Annotated in this window: 18 protein-coding genes; 6 read left to right on the forward strand and 12 right to left on the reverse strand. The window is 42.7% G+C overall.

The features are described 5' to 3' along the window. Positions 1 to 138: 138 nt before the first annotated feature. The gene (locus tag NYE65_RS10140) at positions 139 to 351 is read left to right on the forward strand and encodes a TspO/MBR family protein (RefSeq protein ID WP_340860876.1); all 213 of its coding nucleotides are present in this window, start codon (positions 139 to 141) and stop codon (positions 349 to 351) included. 180 nt (positions 352 to 531) lie between these two features. On the opposite strand, the gene NYE65_RS10145 is transcribed toward NYE65_RS10140, so the two are convergent. The 4 genes from NYE65_RS10145 to NYE65_RS10160 all read right to left on the reverse strand — a co-directional run bounded on the left by NYE65_RS10145 (position 532) and on the right by NYE65_RS10160 (position 6,558). Further along, positions 532 to 4,350 (reverse strand): bifunctional 2',3'-cyclic-nucleotide 2'-phosphodiesterase/3'-nucleotidase, encoded by a 3,819-nt coding sequence (locus NYE65_RS10145; RefSeq protein WP_340860877.1) that lies wholly within the window; start codon positions 4,348 to 4,350, stop codon positions 532 to 534. A 314-nt stretch (positions 4,351 to 4,664) separates the two neighbouring features. Continuing rightward, the gene (locus NYE65_RS10150) at positions 4,665 to 5,123 is read right to left on the reverse strand and encodes a DinB family protein (protein ID WP_328177342.1); all 459 of its coding nucleotides are present in this window, start codon (positions 5,121 to 5,123) and stop codon (positions 4,665 to 4,667) included. 41 nt (positions 5,124 to 5,164) lie between these two features. Further along, a complete protein-coding gene (locus NYE65_RS10155) occupies positions 5,165 to 5,992 on the reverse strand; it encodes a GNAT family N-acetyltransferase (RefSeq protein WP_412102270.1) in 828 nt (275 codons plus the stop codon). 401 nt (positions 5,993 to 6,393) lie between these two features. Continuing rightward, a complete protein-coding gene (locus tag NYE65_RS10160; RefSeq protein WP_081088496.1) occupies positions 6,394 to 6,558 on the reverse strand; it encodes a YvrJ family protein in 165 nt (54 codons plus the stop codon). 156 nt (positions 6,559 to 6,714) lie between these two features. Here NYE65_RS10160 and NYE65_RS10165 point away from each other — a divergent pair, with 156 nt between their 5' ends. Both NYE65_RS10165 and NYE65_RS10170 read left to right on the forward strand, forming a co-directional pair. After that, positions 6,715 to 7,338, forward strand: coding sequence for a sigma-70 family RNA polymerase sigma factor (locus NYE65_RS10165; protein WP_048678006.1), 624 nt, complete (start codon positions 6,715 to 6,717; stop codon positions 7,336 to 7,338). Next, the gene (locus tag NYE65_RS10170; protein ID WP_048678007.1) at positions 7,331 to 7,549 is read left to right on the forward strand and encodes a hypothetical protein; all 219 of its coding nucleotides are present in this window, start codon (positions 7,331 to 7,333) and stop codon (positions 7,547 to 7,549) included. The genes NYE65_RS10165 and NYE65_RS10170 overlap by 8 nt, the downstream gene beginning before the upstream one ends. A 51-nt stretch (positions 7,550 to 7,600) precedes the next feature. Here the strand turns inward: NYE65_RS10170 and NYE65_RS10175 are convergent, their stop codons facing one another. From NYE65_RS10175 to NYE65_RS10185, 3 genes are all read right to left on the reverse strand, one after another. Next, a complete protein-coding gene (locus NYE65_RS10175; protein ID WP_340860878.1) occupies positions 7,601 to 9,970 on the reverse strand; it encodes a penicillin acylase family protein in 2,370 nt (789 codons plus the stop codon). Between the two features lie 263 nt (positions 9,971 to 10,233). Beyond that, complete coding sequence (locus NYE65_RS10180; protein ID WP_340860879.1) at positions 10,234 to 10,671, reverse strand: hypothetical protein; 438 nt, start codon at positions 10,669 to 10,671, stop codon at positions 10,234 to 10,236. Between the two features lie 180 nt (positions 10,672 to 10,851). Continuing rightward, positions 10,852 to 11,715 carry an STAS domain-containing protein gene (locus NYE65_RS10185; protein ID WP_340860880.1) on the reverse strand — a complete coding sequence of 288 codons (864 nt, stop codon included), beginning with the start codon at positions 11,713 to 11,715 and terminating at the stop codon, positions 10,852 to 10,854. A 145-nt stretch (positions 11,716 to 11,860) separates the two neighbouring features. Between NYE65_RS10185 and NYE65_RS10190 the strand changes: the two genes are divergently transcribed. Beyond that, on the forward strand, positions 11,861 to 12,004 hold the full coding sequence (locus NYE65_RS10190) for a hypothetical protein (RefSeq protein ID WP_174878688.1): 144 nt from the start codon (positions 11,861 to 11,863) through the stop codon (positions 12,002 to 12,004). A 108-nt stretch (positions 12,005 to 12,112) separates the two neighbouring features. On the opposite strand, the gene NYE65_RS10195 is transcribed toward NYE65_RS10190, so the two are convergent. The 4 genes from NYE65_RS10195 to NYE65_RS10210 all read right to left on the reverse strand — a co-directional run bounded on the left by NYE65_RS10195 (position 12,113) and on the right by NYE65_RS10210 (position 16,405). Then, positions 12,113 to 12,442, reverse strand: coding sequence for a hypothetical protein (locus NYE65_RS10195; RefSeq protein WP_034310337.1), 330 nt, complete (start codon positions 12,440 to 12,442; stop codon positions 12,113 to 12,115). 99 nt (positions 12,443 to 12,541) lie between these two features. Further along, on the reverse strand, positions 12,542 to 13,735 hold the full coding sequence (locus NYE65_RS10200; RefSeq protein ID WP_340860881.1) for an MFS transporter: 1,194 nt from the start codon (positions 13,733 to 13,735) through the stop codon (positions 12,542 to 12,544). A 145-nt stretch (positions 13,736 to 13,880) separates the two neighbouring features. After that, positions 13,881 to 15,203, reverse strand: a complete 1,323-nt coding sequence (locus NYE65_RS10205; protein WP_063574788.1) for an APC family permease — start codon at positions 15,201 to 15,203, stop codon at positions 13,881 to 13,883. Positions 15,204 to 15,577: 374 nt separating this feature from the next. Then, the gene (locus tag NYE65_RS10210; protein ID WP_057278017.1) at positions 15,578 to 16,405 is read right to left on the reverse strand and encodes an undecaprenyl-diphosphate phosphatase; all 828 of its coding nucleotides are present in this window, start codon (positions 16,403 to 16,405) and stop codon (positions 15,578 to 15,580) included. 153 nt (positions 16,406 to 16,558) lie between these two features. Between NYE65_RS10210 and NYE65_RS10215 the strand changes: the two genes are divergently transcribed. After that, positions 16,559 to 17,302: a glycerophosphodiester phosphodiesterase gene (locus tag NYE65_RS10215; RefSeq protein WP_340860882.1), complete on the forward strand. Its 744-nt coding sequence runs from the start codon at positions 16,559 to 16,561 to the stop codon at positions 17,300 to 17,302. 60 nt (positions 17,303 to 17,362) lie between these two features. Here the strand turns inward: NYE65_RS10215 and NYE65_RS10220 are convergent, their stop codons facing one another. Next, positions 17,363 to 17,572 carry an alpha/beta-type small acid-soluble spore protein gene (locus tag NYE65_RS10220; protein ID WP_034310322.1) on the reverse strand — a complete coding sequence of 70 codons (210 nt, stop codon included), beginning with the start codon at positions 17,570 to 17,572 and terminating at the stop codon, positions 17,363 to 17,365. A gap of 166 nt (positions 17,573 to 17,738) precedes the next feature. Here NYE65_RS10220 and NYE65_RS10225 point away from each other — a divergent pair, with 166 nt between their 5' ends. Further along, positions 17,739 to 19,025: a glycosyl hydrolase family 18 protein gene (locus NYE65_RS10225; protein WP_230135028.1), complete on the forward strand. Its 1,287-nt coding sequence runs from the start codon at positions 17,739 to 17,741 to the stop codon at positions 19,023 to 19,025. Positions 19,026 to 19,061 lie beyond the last annotated feature (36 nt).

Consider the following 19,061-nt stretch of genomic DNA (forward strand, 5'->3'; position numbering starts at 1 on the left):
ACACTTCTTGATTAAAGGGGATGTTTTATTTTCAGGTGCGAAAGTAATGATATAAGAAATGAAGAAAGAAGAGGATTGCATTATGAACTACGGAAAATTGGCTAAGTGTGTATTGGTACCTGTCGTCGAGGTTCATTTGTGGGGATATTCGCCACAAGGAATTCAAAAGAAATTTATGACAAACTCAAGAAACCTGCTTTTGCTCCTCCTTCCTGGACTTTCCCCGTTGCTTGGACCAGCCTTTATACGATTATGGGACTGCTGACCTTGATAACATTGACGGCATTCGAGTTTTATAAAATAGACCGTACATCAGGTTTAGCAATGATTCCCTATCACCTTGCTATTTAGATTGAACTTTTCCATTTTCAGAAACTATTAATCACAAAAAAGAGCGCCCCTTATATTAAGGAGCGCTCCCTTTAGAGTTTCACGAGTAAACGTTGAAAACTCACGAGTAATTGCTCAATTTTCACGAGTAAACGTTGAAAACTCACGAGTAATTGCTCAATTTTCACGAGTAAACCTCAACTAATTATTGATATTCGTAATTCTGCCTTCAATTCCTGCCGTGATTTTCCCGCCTTTAAAGGTCTCTTTCACATAGTTAACGAATGCTTCCAGGTCTGCATGTCCAAATACACGCTCTTTTCCTTTCAGGACGGTATAGTTATCACCGCCGCTTGCCATGAAATCATTGACGGCCACCGTGTATGTTTCGGTATCCTTGATCGGTGTTCCGTCCGCTTTCTTCAATAAGGTGACACGCTCCGTGACAGGTTTACTGAAGTCGGCTGTATAGCTCAGTCCAGAAATTTGCAAAGTTTTCGGAGATCCTTCCACGATCCATTGCTGTTGAAGCAGCGTTTTCACTTCCGCTCCAGTCAGTTCCAGCTTAACCAATACGTTTCCGAACGGCTGGATTTTCGCTAAATCGGAAAAAGTGACTTCCCCCTTTGGAATATCTGCACGGATTCCGCCTGGATTCATGAAGGCAAAATCGGAGTTCAAATCGGCCTTCATTGAATCGGCAATTAAATTTCCAAGGCCCGTTTCCTGCGTATAGGCATTGGTTCTTAAAATTTTCTCGTCCGTTGTCCCAAGCGGAGCTTTCAGCTCGGGGAACATGTCCAGGTAGTCGTTGATGAATTTCGTCGTCCCGGCATCCGGTGTGATGCCATCTTGTGTAACCGTAACAATCTCAGCTGACTTTTTGACAATATCCTTTGTGCTTGGATCGATTTCCAAATCCACATCCTCAAAAGCCGTTCCATAAGAGTAAGCTTGTACGATCAATTTATTATCGACATAGTTATTGACCTTTGCATGATTATCTCCGGCTAAGATCACATCCACTTCATCATCCACGGCATTGGCAAGATCAGCCACTTCGCCTGTGATGACCCCTTCCTTTTCCGTGCCTGGGTCATGTGAGATGATCACGATCGATTTGACGCCTTTACCTTTCAACTCACTAACCGCCTTATTTACGGCAGGTGCCTGTTCTATGAATTCCACATTCTTAATGCCATCCGGACTTACTTTTTGAGGTGTTGCATTCGTGACTACACCTATGAACCCAATATCAACCCCGCTGACCTTTTTTATGACGTAAGGGTCCAAAATTGGTTTTTTCGTGTCTTTATATACGACATTGGCCACTACATATGGAAAGTTCAATTTATCGAATACCACTTCGGATGTTGGCGACTTTCCGCCATTGATCTGAGCCATCAAGGTTTCTACCCCTTTGTCGAACTCATGGTTCCCGACAGTTCCGACATCGAATTTCATATGATTCAAAAACTGAAGCGTGGGTTTATCCTGGATTAAAGAAGAAACGGGTGCACTTGCCCCAACGGCATCCCCTGCCGAAAGTAAAAGTGTATTTTCAGGGTTTTCAGCTTTACGCTGCTTCAAGTGCGCGGCTAAATAATCGGCACGCCCTTGTTTGATGCCGCCGAAATCGGAGGTGGTATCAAGCTGGCCGTGAAGATCATTGATCCCGAGCAGTTGCACCTTAACGTTTTCTTTTCCCAAATTGTATTTGTAAATGCCAAAGCCTTTATCATCCTTTTTGCCTGTATAGGAAATCGGGCTGTCTTCCTTTAAATATTCCGCACCTTTTGGCGATGAGGTGAAAGTAACGTTCACCTTGCCTGAAATCGGTGCTATCGACCAGTTATTATCAGCGGTTGGATTGATCTTCTCCTCTTGTGTGATGTAATCCATCAGGATCTGGCGATTTTCATCCGCAGAGTCAACCACATATTCGCTGCCCTTGACTCCCGGGAAGTTCCCCCCGCCCGAAGCACGGTAATTATTCGTCACAACGATGAAATCTTGATTCGGGTCCACTGCTTCACCATTATATTTCAAATCTGCAATCCTGCTTGAATCCGACACTTTTATCCCTTTTTCATCATAGCGCGGAGCCTTGGTGACATCGATTTGGTAAGTGACACCGTCAATCACATCAAAATTATAGACGGCAAACTTTCCATTAAGCAGCTCCTGTTCCTCAGACTTGGCAGGATCAATCGTATTATATTTCCCGGCAGACATCTCAAGCCACTCTTTAACCACGGACCCTTTGATCTTGATTGCCTTCAAGGTATTATCGTATAAATATAAATCACCGGCACTGCGGATGGTCAGTCCGCCTTCCTTGATTTCCGTGAATTCCTCGACGCCATTGCGCCCCGCTTTGAATGGTGCTCCTACAGAGAGTATGGGCAGGTCTTTGTATTCAGGGCGGTTGCTTTGAATGTATTTTTCTACATACCATTTCTGTGCGCTCGTCACGACCTGTACGGAAGGATCGTCTTGCACAAGTGCGAAATAACTATGAATTGGAGCTGTAGTCGTTCCGATTGGCGTGTTAACATACTTGATCGTTCCTTCATGTTCCTTCTTCACGGCTTTTACGACAGCTGCATCTTCAGCCGCTTTTTTTCCTGTTATTTTGTCGTTGATTGCCCGTGTTGATGACTCGGAATTGACGACTTTCCATTTTCCCTTGATATTTTGGATATCAAGATCGATGATCCCGAGATGACTGCCGCCATATCCTGCTTGAACGGCTGGTACACCATTGATGGTACCCTTTTTATTATCCACGCCTTCAAGGACCTTTCCTTGGCTATCTTTGAATAGGCTGTCTAAAGAAGCCTCATCTTGTGCCGGGAAGACTTTATGCGTATGGGAGAACGTGATGGCATCGATGCCGGATACCTTGCTTAATGAATAGATGACATCCTCAGTATTCTTGGTATCGCCATTAAACCCGGAATGTGTGAGGGCCACGATGACATCCGCGCCTTTTTTCTTCATTTCAGGTACATATTTTTTTGCGGTCGTGACGATTTCCTTTGTCATGACCTTCCCGTCTAGATTCGCTTTATCCCAATCCATGATTTGCGGAGGGGCAAATCCAATGTATCCTATTTTTACTGTTTTTTCCTTTCCATTGATGTCCTTCACTTTCTTCGTGACGATTTTATAAGGAGCATATTTATTTTTATCATTCTTTGGATTATTGTCTTTATCCTTTTTATAAACATTGGCATTGACGTAAGGGAAGTTCGCATCGTTGATGGCCTCGTCCAAATAAGATAAACCATAATTGAATTCATGATTGCCGAATGTGGCCACATCATAATCAAGCAAGTTCATCGCTTTATAAACAGGATGGACTTCCCCCTTCTTCAATGGCGCTATTTTCGCTTTGTACGTACCAAGGGGAGTCCCTTGAATAAGGTCGCCGTTATCCACTAAAACGCTATTTTTCACTTCTTTTCGAGCCTGTTTGATTAAAGATGCGGTGCGGGAAAAGCCGACGGAGTCCGATACGGCATCCTTATAATAATCATAGCTCACCAGATTGGTGTGTATATCAGTCGTTTCCATGACCCTTAGTTCAAAGGGTGCATCCGAAACGGAGGCTGCCAGGCTTTTGCCGAAGTCACTCGTATGGCCGTTATAATTGGAGACAACCGATACGTTAACCCAATAACCCGATTTGTACGAGTTGAAGTACGCCGAGAACTTTTGGGCCGATTTAATATCCGCCTCAACGGCTGATTGTGAAATGACCTTCGTCCCATTCATTAATTGAAAGACAACGGTTTCATTTCCTTTGTTCCCCTTTTTCGGTGTGACCGTTACAGTCGCTTTGGTGCCTTTTGAGTAATGAACAGTAGGAGCTGAAATGATAAATGGTTCAGTCGTGGCCGGTTTCTTTTTAGACTCTTTGGCGGATGCCTCCCCCGGTACGGTAAATGGCGCTGTAATCAAACTCACAGCAAGAATCGGTGCGAGCATCTTCTTAACATGCAACTTGTACGACATACTTCACAACCCTTCTAGTTTTGTAAAATGCTAGAATAATATATCATGATTTTGTCGAATTATCGCCAAATTTTACCGTAATATTATGAATTTTGAATAAATGGTACTTTTTACTCATTTCCATCCAGAGCGCCTAGCTCGATATACCTTCAATCATGTATATAAATCATCATAGAATCCCTTTGTATCCTTAGGGAGAATCTCCCCTGATAGAGAAAGCTGGCCCATGAAAATGAACCAGCCTGCTAACATCGTATGGATTCAAATATGTTCCTTACGCTCTTTTTTCAGGGAAACCCTTTGAAACGGCAAACTTATAAATCCCGATCTATTAAACTGGCGGATACCGGTTCGATGCCCATCTCCCTCGACCAGATGGACAGCTGGCCTATATGGTGAATTTCGTGCGCTATGAGATGGCGCAATATCCTGCCTTTTTCATATGTCCCCTCCATCCAGGATGGCTGAACCATTCCATGCCCTTCTTCAATTGCATCCGAGTTCAAATAGTCCATGATCTCTGAGTGATATTGGTTAGATAAATCCTCCACTTTTCCGATCGTATCATAAGCGTCCAAATCGATCGCGACATCAGGCCTCCCTTGTATGGCCCTGATCCAGCTGCATTCGACATCGATAATATGGGCAAGTGTCCGCAATATATTGCCCATCCCTCCCGTACGCTGCCGTTTCAGCTCCTCATTCGGTAAGGATCGGCACCACTTGATCCATTCCCTTCTCACCTGCCAGTTATAATTGAATAATGTCAACATCCTTCCCAGCCCCCCTAACACTCTTTGTCGTCAAATTCCCTTCAGCCTTTGTATTGATAATAATCCTGTCTTTGAATCGTTTTGAAGCCACAAGATTCATAGAGTCTTAACGCATGCTCATTAGTCGCCTCGACCTCGAGAAAAATATCATATCCCAGCTGGCATTGTTCGGCTACAACCTTTTTCAATGCCTTTCTTCCAAGTCCTTTTCCCTGGTATTTTGGCAAAATGGAAAATCCATAAATCCACGCTTCCCGGCCTGAGTGATCAACACGGATCTTACCGACTGCGCGGCCGCCCTTTTCAATCATCATGGTTTTCAGAGTATCCTCATAAAGGATGCGCTGATAATAATCCTTCGCCTCTCGTTTCGTAAATCGGAAACATTGAATATCCAGCTGAATTTCCGTTTCCTCATCATCTCTCCGTGAAGGGCGAACGACTGCATCATCATAATCATCAAGCTCCGTTTCGGACCACTTCATTTGAAACTCTGAAAAAGCAAACTCACATGGGAGCTGTTTCAAAAATTCTGTCCCAGAATGTGATTGAGCAGGTGAGTTCAAGAGAATCACCTTATAGTTGCGCTCCACGGCACTCCTTATCGCCTCTTCCAGCAGCTTAGTAAAAATGCCTTGCCTCCGGTAGTCGGGGTGCACCATCCCGCATATCTCCGCTTTGTTTCCAAAATCGTAAAGACCAAGAAAACCAACAAGCTTCAATCCATCATAGTGGAGAAAATCATTCTTATGAACACCATTTCGACTGCGAAGCGTTTCCCAATTCAGTTTTAACGTAAAACCTTCCCGTTCACATTCTTGCTGCAGGATCCGAATATCTTCCAGCTGTTCATTTTTCAAATTTGCCACCCCTTTTCCATATTATCAGTTTATTACCAAAAAATAAGAAAAGCAGCACCCTTTTACTTGGGTGCCGCAAACTATTCAGAAGTTTATTGATGAATGTTGTTTTTTTAAAAGTATTTTCACTTTAATCCATAAAACTAAAATCCTACGAGGGGAGGATTTCCTATCTAATTCCATTGACGGATGAATTATAGCAGTAAAATGATTCCAAATGACGATTATTTTTTACCTATTTTGTGCTATATTCCAAATAATGGTTTATTATTATTTTATTTTAGGTTAAGGGAGGGATTTAACAAAAGCTTGAATCAGTTAGTACCCATTTCTTTATACCCGAATTCCGGACCCTTTTTAGTATAGAATCCGAAATTCGGTGTTTACCATCCGGCACTTACGTCCTGAGGTTATCGTTTTTTCGTTTTATGAGCGGACTTTTTTAAGTTCTCTACGTCCGTTGTCAGTTCTTTTAATTGTTTACCGAAGCGGAAGAGCAAAAACATAGAAACGACGAATGGATAGCCAAATTCGCTAACTAATGAAACCCACATAGTAGCATCCTCAATCATCATCCTCTTCACCCCTTTTCTTGTATCTGATATCTAAAGTGAAACTTGTCAAAAAAAATCAATCTAGCACTATTGATTTATGGAAAAAAGAACGAATGTTCCTATATAATTGATTTATTCCCCTTGTCTATCACTTTATTAATAAAAGGAGGGATAACAATGAACCAATTAACTTCTCATTTTTTTTCTCATTCATTGGAGTTTCTGCAGCAACAGTACTCATCTTTCTTTGCACAACCGATCATTCAATTATTCTTACAGAACCCAGAGCATTTAAAGATTTTCACTGAAACTCTTGATTCCCCTTCTTCCCACAACATTGATCATCTCAACGAGACTTTCAAAATTTTCTACTACCGGGCTAAAGTATACAAATACATGTGCTCCTTAATTTACTTTTTCTCTGTTGATTTTGATAAAAGGGCACGGAAGCAACGGGAACGCTATCGAATGGTACTTGATGCGACACCAAGGGATACTGGCGGATTGATCGATCGAATCGGCACCTTGGATGTTCAACTTGAAAAGATGGGGGAATCGAATGAACTCGCTTCACACATAAGTGATGAAGAGATGATAAAAGCCTTGAAGAAGTTAACAGCCAAACAAAGCCTGGTGCTGACCATGATCTTTTCCTACGGCCTATCCAACAAGGAAATCGCTGCCTATTTCCAGGAGTCGCCACAGAATATCTCAAGCATCCGTAAACAAGCTCTTAAAAAACTTCGAAAGCACTATATGGATGAGGTATATGTTAGAAAGGAGAAAAGCCATTGTGGATAAAAAACTGTCAAAAGAAGAATTGTTGGACCTGATCGACTCTTTGAATCCTAAAATAAAAAAATCATTAAAAAATACGAACTATCAAGACCGGAATGATCTGGAGCAAGAAATTAAACTCAAGATCATTGAATCATATGAAAAAATCGCAGCAATCGAAGCCCCTAATTTTGAGGAGTTCCTTGCAGAATTCCTGACTAAGCAAAAACAATGAAAAAGTACCAAGTCCAGAGAAAGCTGCTGGACTTGGTACTTTTTTTGAATCTCAGTTTGATGGTTTCAATATCAGCTTATCCCCTTTTGGATCGTCCATCGTGGTTTTGTGATAAGTACCCTCTGCCCAATCATCAAGCTGATCGTGATACCACTCACTTTTAACGTTACCTGATTGACCCGGTCCAACAAGGTGATATCCTTGTTTCATGTCGGCTAGGTCGATGACGAATCGCCAGGAGCCACCGTGATTAACGGTTCCATCATCTAAAAATGCCGCCGCCTGTACGGTGACACTGCTGCCGCCTACCGGAATGCCGCCGCCGCCGTTAAATAAATAATGTAACGGGGCGACACTTGATAGCGGGTGGTTAAACCTGACCTGATGATAGTCTCCCCATTCCCAATCAGCTATATCGTCACCTTGTGATTCTGCCAGTTCCGTTAACGTCACCTGTAACGACTTGGCAAGCACCTGCTCAAGTCCGCCTGCATCTTCAATCCAAGGGCCCGGCTTACCGTCCAGTGCCCGCCTTAGCAGTTCATCAATGGCCGAACGCCTTCCATTAAAAAGGTTGAGGGTTTCTTCCGGTATTTCTTCTTTAAGCAGGACATCCCCTATATTTCGCATCCAGACATTAAAAATCATAGGTGCCGCTTCATCAGCGGAATCGATATGATTCCATTTCTTCAGAATCGTCAGTGCCTGGGCTTCCTGTTTCCCAGATGGACCCTTCAATACCTCAACGAATCGAGGAACAAACTCCTTAGCTTGCAAATTCACTTTATCCATCTGCAGGCTTTGCATATCCTCGGCCGTAAGCTTTTTATTCGCCTTTAAAAACTCCTGTATCCTCATCTGGCGGTATGGCTGTGCCCAGTTATTGCTGATATGGTAAGGGTAATCATCCGAGATGACTTTATTATTCGCTGTCGAAATGAATCCCTCTTTTGGATTCACCGTTTTTGGAAGTTGATCAAAGGGAATATAGCCTTTCCACTCAAATTCATCCGTCCAGCCGGGTACAGGCAGCATACTATCACCTTTTTTCCGGATTGGGATTTTCCCATTCGCCTTATAGGCAATGGTCCCATCGGCTGAGGCAAAGACGAAATTCTGTGCCGGCGTTTCGAATTTCAAAAGGGCTTTTTCGAATTCTTTCCAGCTTCCCGCCTTATTCATATTCAGTACCGCTTCAAGCTCGGCAGATGGCTCAAGTGCCGTCCACCTTAAGGCAAGCACGGTATCTTTTCCGCTTTTCCCGGCAAACTCGGAGACAACGGGTCCGTGGCGGGTAACCGTAACTTGATAGTCAAGTGTTTCCCCATCCTTCACCTTGATGGGTTCGTCCAAGATTTCAGCTTTTTCCCATTTACCTTTGTAGGAGAATTCTTTCTCGTTTTCCGGGTTTCTCCTCTCAATATACAGATCCTGAACATCCGGACCGGTATTGGTCACACCCCAAGCGACCTCTTCGTTATGGCCTAATATGATTCCCGGAATCCCGGCAAAAATGACACCGCTCACATTGACTGACGGGGCCTCCAAATGCATTTGATACCAAACCGACGGTGTAGCCAATCCCAGGTGGGGATCATCCGCCAATAACGGCTGACCGGATTTCGTTTTCTTGCCTGAAACGACCCAGTTATTGCTGCCGTTGAATTCATAAGGAATAACGGCCCCTGCAAAACTTTTTTCAATATCCAGTTCATCCTTGCTGATGATATATGGGGCGTTCTTTGGATAATCAGGAAATAAATCATATGCCTTTTCCTTTGGGAACGTTTGCAGCAAATACTGCCTAAACGCCTGATCTTCCCAGTTCCCGCCTAAATCAAAGGCCATATATTTACCTATGGTCAGCGAATCGACGGGTGTCCAAGGCTCCGGTTCGTATCCAAGCAGAGTGAACTCCGCCGGCCATTTCCCATTCTCCCTCAATTCATCGATATAAAGATTTACCCCCTCGGCAAACATATCCAAGGCTTCTTTTCCGTCACTTGAATATACAGCATAAGAAGCTTCGGCCGCCCGCCTCAAACCAAGTGTGCGGAAATACTTATCATTTTTGACGGTTTTCTCACCAATCACTTCACTTAATCTACCTGACGCCTGACGCCTGCTTAAATCCATTTGAAATAAACGGTCCTGGGCTTGGATATATCCTTGTGCTAAATACAAATCATGTTCACTCGCTGCGTTGATATGCGGGACCCCTCTTGAATCCCTCACCACCGTAACCGGTTTCAAAAGACCTGGAAGTGATATTTCCCCCTTCGTTTCCGGCAAGGCTCTTGAAAGGAATACATTTGCGGCAATCAAGACAGACAGCAAAAGTATGATCAGGATTCCAAAACTCCATAGCGCCCGCTTTCTCCACTTCCGTTTTGGCTTTTGCTGAGGTACGGCAACTTCCATCGATTCATCTTCCTCTCCCCTTAAAACTCTCTTTCTTTCTATTTAAGATATTCCGCGTTTAACTCCATCTTTCCTACCACCCTCCCCACATTCTCTCTTTTTATTTCAAGGTGCAAGTACGGATTATTCCGAGCAACGTCGAATTATTACACACAAGGTCGAATCAACTCGCTCAAGGTCGAATTATTACCGTGAAATTGCTCCGATAAACAGTAAATCAAATGCAAAAACACCGATACAATGTATCGATGTGGCAGGGAATGCTAGCTATTTGCAATAATGTATTCAATCACTTTATCTGCATCGTCTGTATAAAAGAGGGCTTTATCAAAGTCATGGGCCGCCTTCGTCTCGGCTTCCATATAATCAATCGGGGAAAGGAGACCAAAGATCCTCTTCCATTTATTAGTTTTCTCCAGAAGTTTTCTTTCCTTTTTTATATCCTCTGGTATGAATTCATTAACGATAAAACATGGGTCGGAAAGTGAGGGGTCCCCAAAACGTTCATTCAAGGCTTGCAATTTGTCCCGATCCCATTCCACCCTTACCAAGTCCGATATGACCGAGACATTTTGAACCGAGTCGAGGATGCGTTTGGACAAAACATCATATTCTTCATCCTCCAGCCCATTATCCGTCATGATTCCTACACAATACCATTTTTCGTAATGTTCAGGTTCTTCATTTTTCTTGAAAAACACTATTCAACCACCTTCCTTACACGCTTTACATGTCCCATTTAATTTAAATCAAAAAACAACATGTCCGTCCACGTCACTTCACTATAACATGGAGAAATATCGATGGGCGATTAAATATGGGGGCAGCAGGAATGTTAGCCTGACATAGAAAAAAAGATACCCTAAAAAAGGATACCTCCATCATACTGGCTGAAGAGCCAGCCCTCTTTGGTTAAACAGATATTCCAGGGCCTGCCTGAACGATAGAAAGGCTTTTACCTGATTTACAAAATCAAGTTTGACGATTTCTTTCACGGCATCAGGGGTAAAACCGACAAACATCGTTTCCGTTCCCATCAAGGCCAATGCCCCCACTAATTGATCCAGCAGGGAGAGCATATCGCTTTCCTTCGTAAAGGTAATTCCCGAGAAATCCATGATCAATACTTCCGCATGCAGATCTGCACATTTTTGCAGAACCGTCGATTGCATCGACTCCATTCTCCAATCGTCAATGCGTCCGATCAACGGTAAGAGCAGCACATCCTTTAATACGGTCTGAACAATCGGGGTGGACAATTCTTCCATGACTTCTTGGTTTTCCTTTATCTTCTGCAATGAATCGTTTGCCATTTTCGCCATTTCTTTATAATGATTCACGTAACTGATACTCACACAGTGTATGAACTGGTCCAGGATTGCATCAATTATCGAGCTTGCCTTCAACAGAATTTCAATGGAGTAATATCGGTTGCTTACCTCTTCTTCAATGAAACTCCAGAAAAGGTTACGCATCGCTTGAGCTTCCTCAATATTCTTATCTAAAGGAATGCCCATATCCACGATGCGCTTCCCTATTTCCATACCCGTTATTTTCATGCTTTCCATCGCTTGTGCCTTTCCATGAATCAAGGCATCTGCATGAATTTGAATAAGTTTAGACCGTACCTCTTTACTCGTTTCAAAATCATAGAGCGGTTCCTCTTCTTCAAACAACTCGATATGCTCCACTAAGATATATTTAAATTTTTCAATTTTTTCACCAATCATTCTTAATTCTTCCATATGGACCTCCCATACAGGGCTTTTATCATATTTTAGCAAATAATCGAGGGTTAAGGATATAAAATCCTTCTATTACCAATATGCTAGTAGACGTTTACCCTTTTCATGATAAGGGTATTATGATATATGACTTGGAGGGATAAACATGAAAAAAGATCAACAAGACTTCGAATCTGAAAACATGAGCGATTTAGTCGAACTCATAAACAGTAAAAATAACAGCCGCAGAATCTTGGATGTACTTCGGCGTAATAAAAAGGATAAAAGTAAAGACAAAGATAAAAAATGAAAAACCCAGTCCAAATTGGCCTGGGTTTTTTGAATGGGATAAAAATAAAAGAGCTGAGTTGTTCATTAAGCAAACCCAGCTCTTTCGTCATTAAAAATCGATAAGCCACTACCTTTTTCTCCGGATCTCTTCCACATGGTTCCCTTCAGTAGTAATATAGACTGTTTCATCAATTTTGTATGTTAAATAACGGTCACAATCAATTTCAAACGTTTTCCCATTGTCGAATTTCATTGCGCAATTGGATCCCTCTTCGGTTTCCGTCACATCAATGACTTCGTTCGTCTTAAAACCGACTGCCTTGCCATCGGAGAAATGCGGATAGTATTTTTCAACAATCTGCACCTTATGCAATCTGCCCGGACTTGTTAAGTATACAACGAATAATATAATTAAAACGGCTATTAACCCAATGAGAATTACTGCTTTTCGTTTCACTCTATCTAATACCCTCTTCTCTTATCAATCTATTATTCAATATCCATTTTCACTAGATTATATTCAGGATTCCGGAAAAACATGATAGAAAAGATCATTTTATTTAACGATTTTCACTTTTTCCACCATCATCGCACAAGCGGCAGCAAGGAGGATCAGAATGGATACAGCCGAGATGACCCCTCCCCAGCCGAACTTCATCAGGAATAAACCGCCTGATGCCCCAACTATACTTGATCCTGCATAGTAAAACAGGAGATATAATGCGGATGCTTGTGCCTTTTCACTCTTATCTGCCAAACTGCCGACCCAGCTGCTCGCAATGGAATGAGCTCCAAAAAAGCCAAATGTAAACAGGGCAAGCCCCATTATTTTCAGCAGAAGCGGGTCCAATAAAGTTAACAGGGCGCCCATCAGCATGATTGCGATTCCGATAAGAAGTACAACACTCCGACCATATTGATCGGCAAGCTTCCCCATCCATGTTGAACTAAACGTCCCCACAAGATAGATTATGAATATGAAGCCAATCAATGTCTGTGATAAATGATATGGCGGTCCCATTAAAGGTATACCCACAAAGTTATAAACGGTAACGAACGAGCCCATTAATAGGAAGGCCATGCCGAATAAGAGTACTAGTCTGTTATTCCTTAAGTTATTGATAAGGGAGATTTTGATTCTCGATAATGAGACCCGTAAGCGGACAGCATGCTGCGAAGGCGGTAGCATCCACCAAAAAGCCAGACTGATGATCAAACTTAAAGCTCCAAGGCTTCCAATCGCTATGTTCCATGAGAAATGGTCGGTCAGCACCCCGACAATCAGCCTGCCAGCCAATCCGCCGATACTCGAGCCACTCACATAGATCCCCATCACATAGCCAAGGCTTTTCGGATGAAACTCTTCATTGATATAGGCCATCGCAATGGCCGGGAAACCTGCAAGCACCGCTCCTTGAATCGCCCGAATTGCGATCAGGATGTATAGATCATCCTGGATGAAGCTGACACATATGGATAACAATGCAGACAGAGTGAGCGCCGTCCCCATTATTTTTTTCCTATCGATATTTTCTGAGAAAAAAGAAACAAGCAATAAACAGAGTGCAAGCGTTCCAGTCGCGAAAGATAATGTAAGGCTTGCCATTGCAGGAGAGACTCCAAATTGCTTTGCGAAAACCGGGATGACCGGTTGGGTACTATACAGATCCGCAAACGTTACAAAGCTACCGAGAAATAAAGCCAAGATCGTTTTCCTGAATGATTTACCAGCAGGCTCGATATAATTCACTTTTGTTCAGACCTTTCACTATTTAACTTTCCCCCTATGTTAATACGAACTTCCCGAGTTGTCTATTTCACCACTTCTATCTAACGGGAAAATTTCATTCCAGCAACTAAAAAAACCTTCACTGCTTGCAGTGAAGGTTTTTTCATTAATTTGAACGTTTACCATCCCGCTCGCTTTTCTTAAGGAGCCAGTACACTGGCATACCGATAATGAGGATGATCACTGAGTACAGGGCATTTAAAGGTGTTTGGATTAACGTGCTTAAAACGATGTATATTGCACCAGCAATCGCCACGATGGGGATGAATGGGTAAAACGGCACTTTATACGTTTTTGCATCCGGATCTTTTCTGCGTAAGATGAAGACCGCAAAGAAGGCTAATCCATAAAAACAGAAGACAGAGAAAACAGCCATATTGGTAAGTTTGTCAGGGTCTGTTGCAACCATCATGATGATTGCAATGAACACTTGCAATACCGTGGCATTTATAGGCGTTTTGAACTTGGGCGATATTTTTCCGATTTGTTTATGGCCTGGCATCATTTTATCAGTCGCCATCGCCAAGGTAATGCGCGGAAAGGTCAAAAGCTTTCCGTTCAAACAACCGAAGATTGAAATCGCAATTCCGATCGATATCAATTTCCCGCCCAATTCACCGAATAGAAGCGTTGCTGCAACATTCGCTGCATTCGTACCATGGGCTATGACTCCCTCCGCCCCCAATACATGAAGCATGGCAAGATTCACACCCAAGTAAGCGACCATGACGACGACCAATCCCGTTATGATAGCCCGCGGCAACGTTTTCTGCGGATTTTTCATTTCCCCTGCCATGAAGCCGACATTCATCCAGCCATCATACGCCCAGAGCGTTGCCAAAATCGCACCGGCCATACTGATTTTCATTGAACTTTCGCTATCGATATTGAATACAGGCATATCACCTTGTGCGATACCGAATACCGCTATGAAAATGATAGGGATCAATTTAGCAACTGTCGATAAGGTTTGGATGATACCGCCGTATTTTGTCCCCAGCAAGTTCATGCCTGCTATGAATACAATCGTAAGAATCCCTATCGCCAAAGAGTAGCTTGAAGCGATCTTAAATATTCCTGCAACTAATAACCCGAAGTATAAACTGAGTGCGCCCATGACTGCAGGTCCGTATACCAATGTCTGAACCCAGCCGCACAGGAATCCCCATGCTTTACCGTACACTTCTTCCATATAGACATATAAGCCGCCCGTTTTAGGAATCCGTGTACTCACTTCCGCAATCGTCAACCCACTTGCAAGGGTAATCAGACCGCCTATCAGCCAAGCTAACAAGGCCATGGTTGAATTACCGCTCAATTCAAGCACGTCACCAGGTCTCATGAAAATACCAGAACCGATAACTGTACCAACTACAATAGATGTTCCAACCCAAAAGCCAATCGTTTTCTTCAATTGGTCATTTCTCATGTTGTCCTCCCCAGGTGTACACATGTACTTTATTTATACTAAAATTATATCATATAAATTATATGGAAATAGTTTATGTAATCATTTGAATATTCCGGAAAATACTCAAACACGTTGGTATCATTACGCTCAGGCAGTTTTATTTTATTTATATTTTTTTTACTAATTATGACTGAAACTGCACTGAAAACCGAATATTTTTTTATTATTAAAAGATTTATTGAGTTTTCACTCAATAATGACGAATTAAAAACTTAAAAACTAAATTATCATTCGTTATTAATTTCATGGGAATCCTACTCATTTTCGGACGCACAAAAAACCACCCCGAATCAACGGGGTGGTTCCTCTCCTCTTTCAAGCTTCATTTCGTATTACCAAATAATGAATAGAAGCACAACCGCCAAGACTATCCGGTAAATGGCAAAAGGAGTCAATTTAACTTTATTGATTAAAATCAAGAAAAAGCGGATACAAAATAATGCAAAGATAAATGCACTGATGAAACCTGCAATAAAGAATGGCAGGACTTCAGGCGTGAAGCTATCCCAGTATTTCACGATTTTCAAGAGACTGGCACCAGCCATGATCGGCACTGCCATGATGAACGTGAAATCGGAAGCAGCCCGATAGCTCATCCCTAATAGTACACCGCCTGATATCGTTGAACCTGAACGGGAAAATCCCGGCCATAGTGACAAACATTGAATTAACCCTACACCAAAGGCTTGTTTATAAGTGATTTGGTCAACCGTCTCTGCAGTCAGCTTTGGACGGAATTTATCCGCAGCAATCATCAAAAACGCGCCAAGGAACAATCCGACGATAACCGTCTTCATCGTAAATAAATGATCATCAATATAATCTTCGAATAATAGACCTAAAACGCCCGCCGGCAACAATCCGACAATGATCTGCAATAGGTTAAGCTTTTGGCCGTTCCCAGCTGATGTGCCTTTCAGCTTCCTTAAACCAAGCAAGTCCATGAATCGCCCCCAGAAGAGCACCACAACGGCGAGTATCGAACCAAGCTGGATGACCACCTTAAAGGCATTAGCCACTTCACTCCCGAAAAGCTCTTTCGAATTCAGCCATAAATCATCGACGATAATCATATGCCCTGTTGACGATACAGGAGCAAATTCAGTTAATCCTTCTACAAGACCAAGGATAACTGCAACAAAAATTTCCCACATATTCATTTTATTCACCTCATGTTTCGAACACCTATTTATGGAAATATCATATGTATTTTACTCGTTGTTTAAAATATTGTCTATTAAACATTGCTGAAACAATTCAAGCGTACATGTATGATAGGGTTCAAGATAAAGTTTAAAGGGGAAGTGATGATTTTGCAAAACATACTGATTTTCGCCCATAGAGGGTCCAAGGGGACGCATCCTGAAAATACCATGGCAGCCTTTCAAAAGGCGGCAGAAATCGGGGCCGAGGGGATCGAGTTCGATGTCCACCTCAGTTCTGACGGGGAATTGGTCATCATCCATGACGAAACACTTGATCGAACGACCACCCTTACTGGTTATGTAAAAGATCATTCGGCACAAAAACTGAAAACGGCTGATGCCGGGAGCAAATTTTCCAATGTATTCCTTGGAGAGCGGATTCCTTTTTTAGTGGATGTTTTCGACTGGGCTAAGGGAAATGCTTTATTGATGAATTTAGAAATCAAGACGGATAAACTCGCTTATGAAGGAATCGAACAGAAGATCATTGATTTAATTCGTCAATATGGAATGGAAAACCGTGTGATTCTCTCTTCCTTCAACCATCAATCCATTGAAAAAGTGAAGATGCTTGCCCCAGATCTTGAACGGGCATTATTGTTCGAGGGACTTCCTGAAAACTTCGAAGAAATCTTACGTGATAAAAAGGAATCGGGTTTTCATCCAGATAAAAACAGCCTGACTCCAGCGGTTAAAGAAAAAGCGAAAAAACTCGGTTATAAAATCCGGCCTTGGGTCGCCAATGATGAAGCCGACATCGTCAGGCTGGCAGAGTTGGGAGTCGACGTCATCATGACCGATTTCCCTGAAAGGGCAATCAAGATTTTAAAAGCTTGGCAGTCACATGGCTGAACCATGCGAAAGAGAAGGAGCGATGCTCCTTCTCTTTCAAATCCATATTTATTCAATTAATTAACGAGAGAAGTTTGAACCGCCTAGTTGTTGTTCAGCCATTTGAACCAAACGTTTTGTGATTTCCCCACCAACAGATCCGTTAGCGCGAGAAGTAGTGTCAGCACCTAGGTTTACACCAAATTCACTAGCGATTTCATTCTTCATTTGTTGTAGAGCTTGTTCTGCACCAGATACTAAAAGTTGATTGCTGTTATTGTTGTTTGCCATGTGTTTTTCACCTCCTACTAATATTAATTAGCATTTTAAGCTTAAATTATTATTGCCAATTTATTGAATTTTTTTGTTTACGTTTCTCCCAATCCTGAGCTCTTTATCATGAATTTCTTTTTATGCTCATAAACTGTTAGGAAACTTTCAGTAGGAGGGAAAAGAATTGCAAATACATGTGGTTAGGCCAGGCCAGACGTTATATGGCATCGCCCAGACGTACAGCGTAACCGTTGACAGGCTCGTTGAATCAAATAAGATCCCTAACCCAAATAATCTTGTTTCGGGGCAGGCCCTTGTCATTCCAATTGTCGGCAGTTATTATTTCGTTCAACCGGGTGATAGTCTTTATTCCATTTCCCAAAGGGTTGATGTTCCTGTTCAAGAATTGGCAAATATAAATGGCATTTCCGAAAATCAAATCCTATCCGTTGGATACCGGCTTTATATTCCGGCACGGAGGAAAAGGACCGCCGAATTCAACGGCTATGTCGAGCCAAGGGGCACGACGGTTGCACCGGCCCTTGTGACGGCCGCCAGGGAAGCTGCGCCATATTTAACCTACTTAGCCCCTTTCAGCTTCCAGGCGCTGCGAGACGGCTCCTTAAAAGAGCCATTACTCGATGACTTCCCTGCCATCGCCAGGGAAAATAAAAATGTCCTGATGATGGTAATCACAAATCAGGAGAATGACCAGTTCAGCGATGAGCTCGGGCGGATCATCTTAACGAATACTTCCGTTCAGAATAAGTTCCTGAACAATATCGTTACAACGGCAAAGAAATATGGTTTCCGGGATATCCACTTTGACTTTGAGTATTTACGGCCGGCCGACAGAGAAGCCTATAATCAATTTCTCCGAAAAGCCAGGGATCGCTTCAAGAAGGAAGGATGGTTCATTTCCACGGCACTGGCCCCTAAAACAAGTGCTGAGCAAAAAGGCCGATGGTATGAGGCGCATGACTATAAAGCACATGGTGAAATCGTCGACTTCGTCATCATCATGACATATGAATGGGGGTATAGCGGCGGACCGCCAATGGCAGTGTCACCTATCGGACCTGTTCGGGATGTCCTCGAATATGCCGTCACCGATATTCCTTCCAACAAGATCCTGATGGGGCAAAACCTATATGGCTATGATTGGACCCTGCCTTTTGTACAGGGATCCATTGCCAAGGCCGTGAGTCCGCAGCAGGCCATCCAAATTGCGGCGGACAATGATGTTTCAATCGAGTATGATGAAACCGCACAGGCCCCTCACTTCAATTATACCGATATCGAGGATAGGCAGCATGAGGTGTGGTTTGAAGATGCCAGATCGATTCAGGCAAAATTCGATTTACTCAAAGAATTGAACTTAAGGGGAATGAGTTATTGGAAGCTCGGCTTAGCCTTCCCCCAAAACTGGCTGCTCATCAGTGATAACTTCAACGTACGGAGAAGGGTTTAACAAAAGATATAGAATACTGAAGCTGAAATGGGCATA

The organism is Peribacillus sp. FSL R5-0717 (assembly GCF_038002945.1).
Lineage (GTDB): Bacteria > Bacillota > Bacilli > Bacillales > DSM-1321 > Peribacillus > Peribacillus frigoritolerans.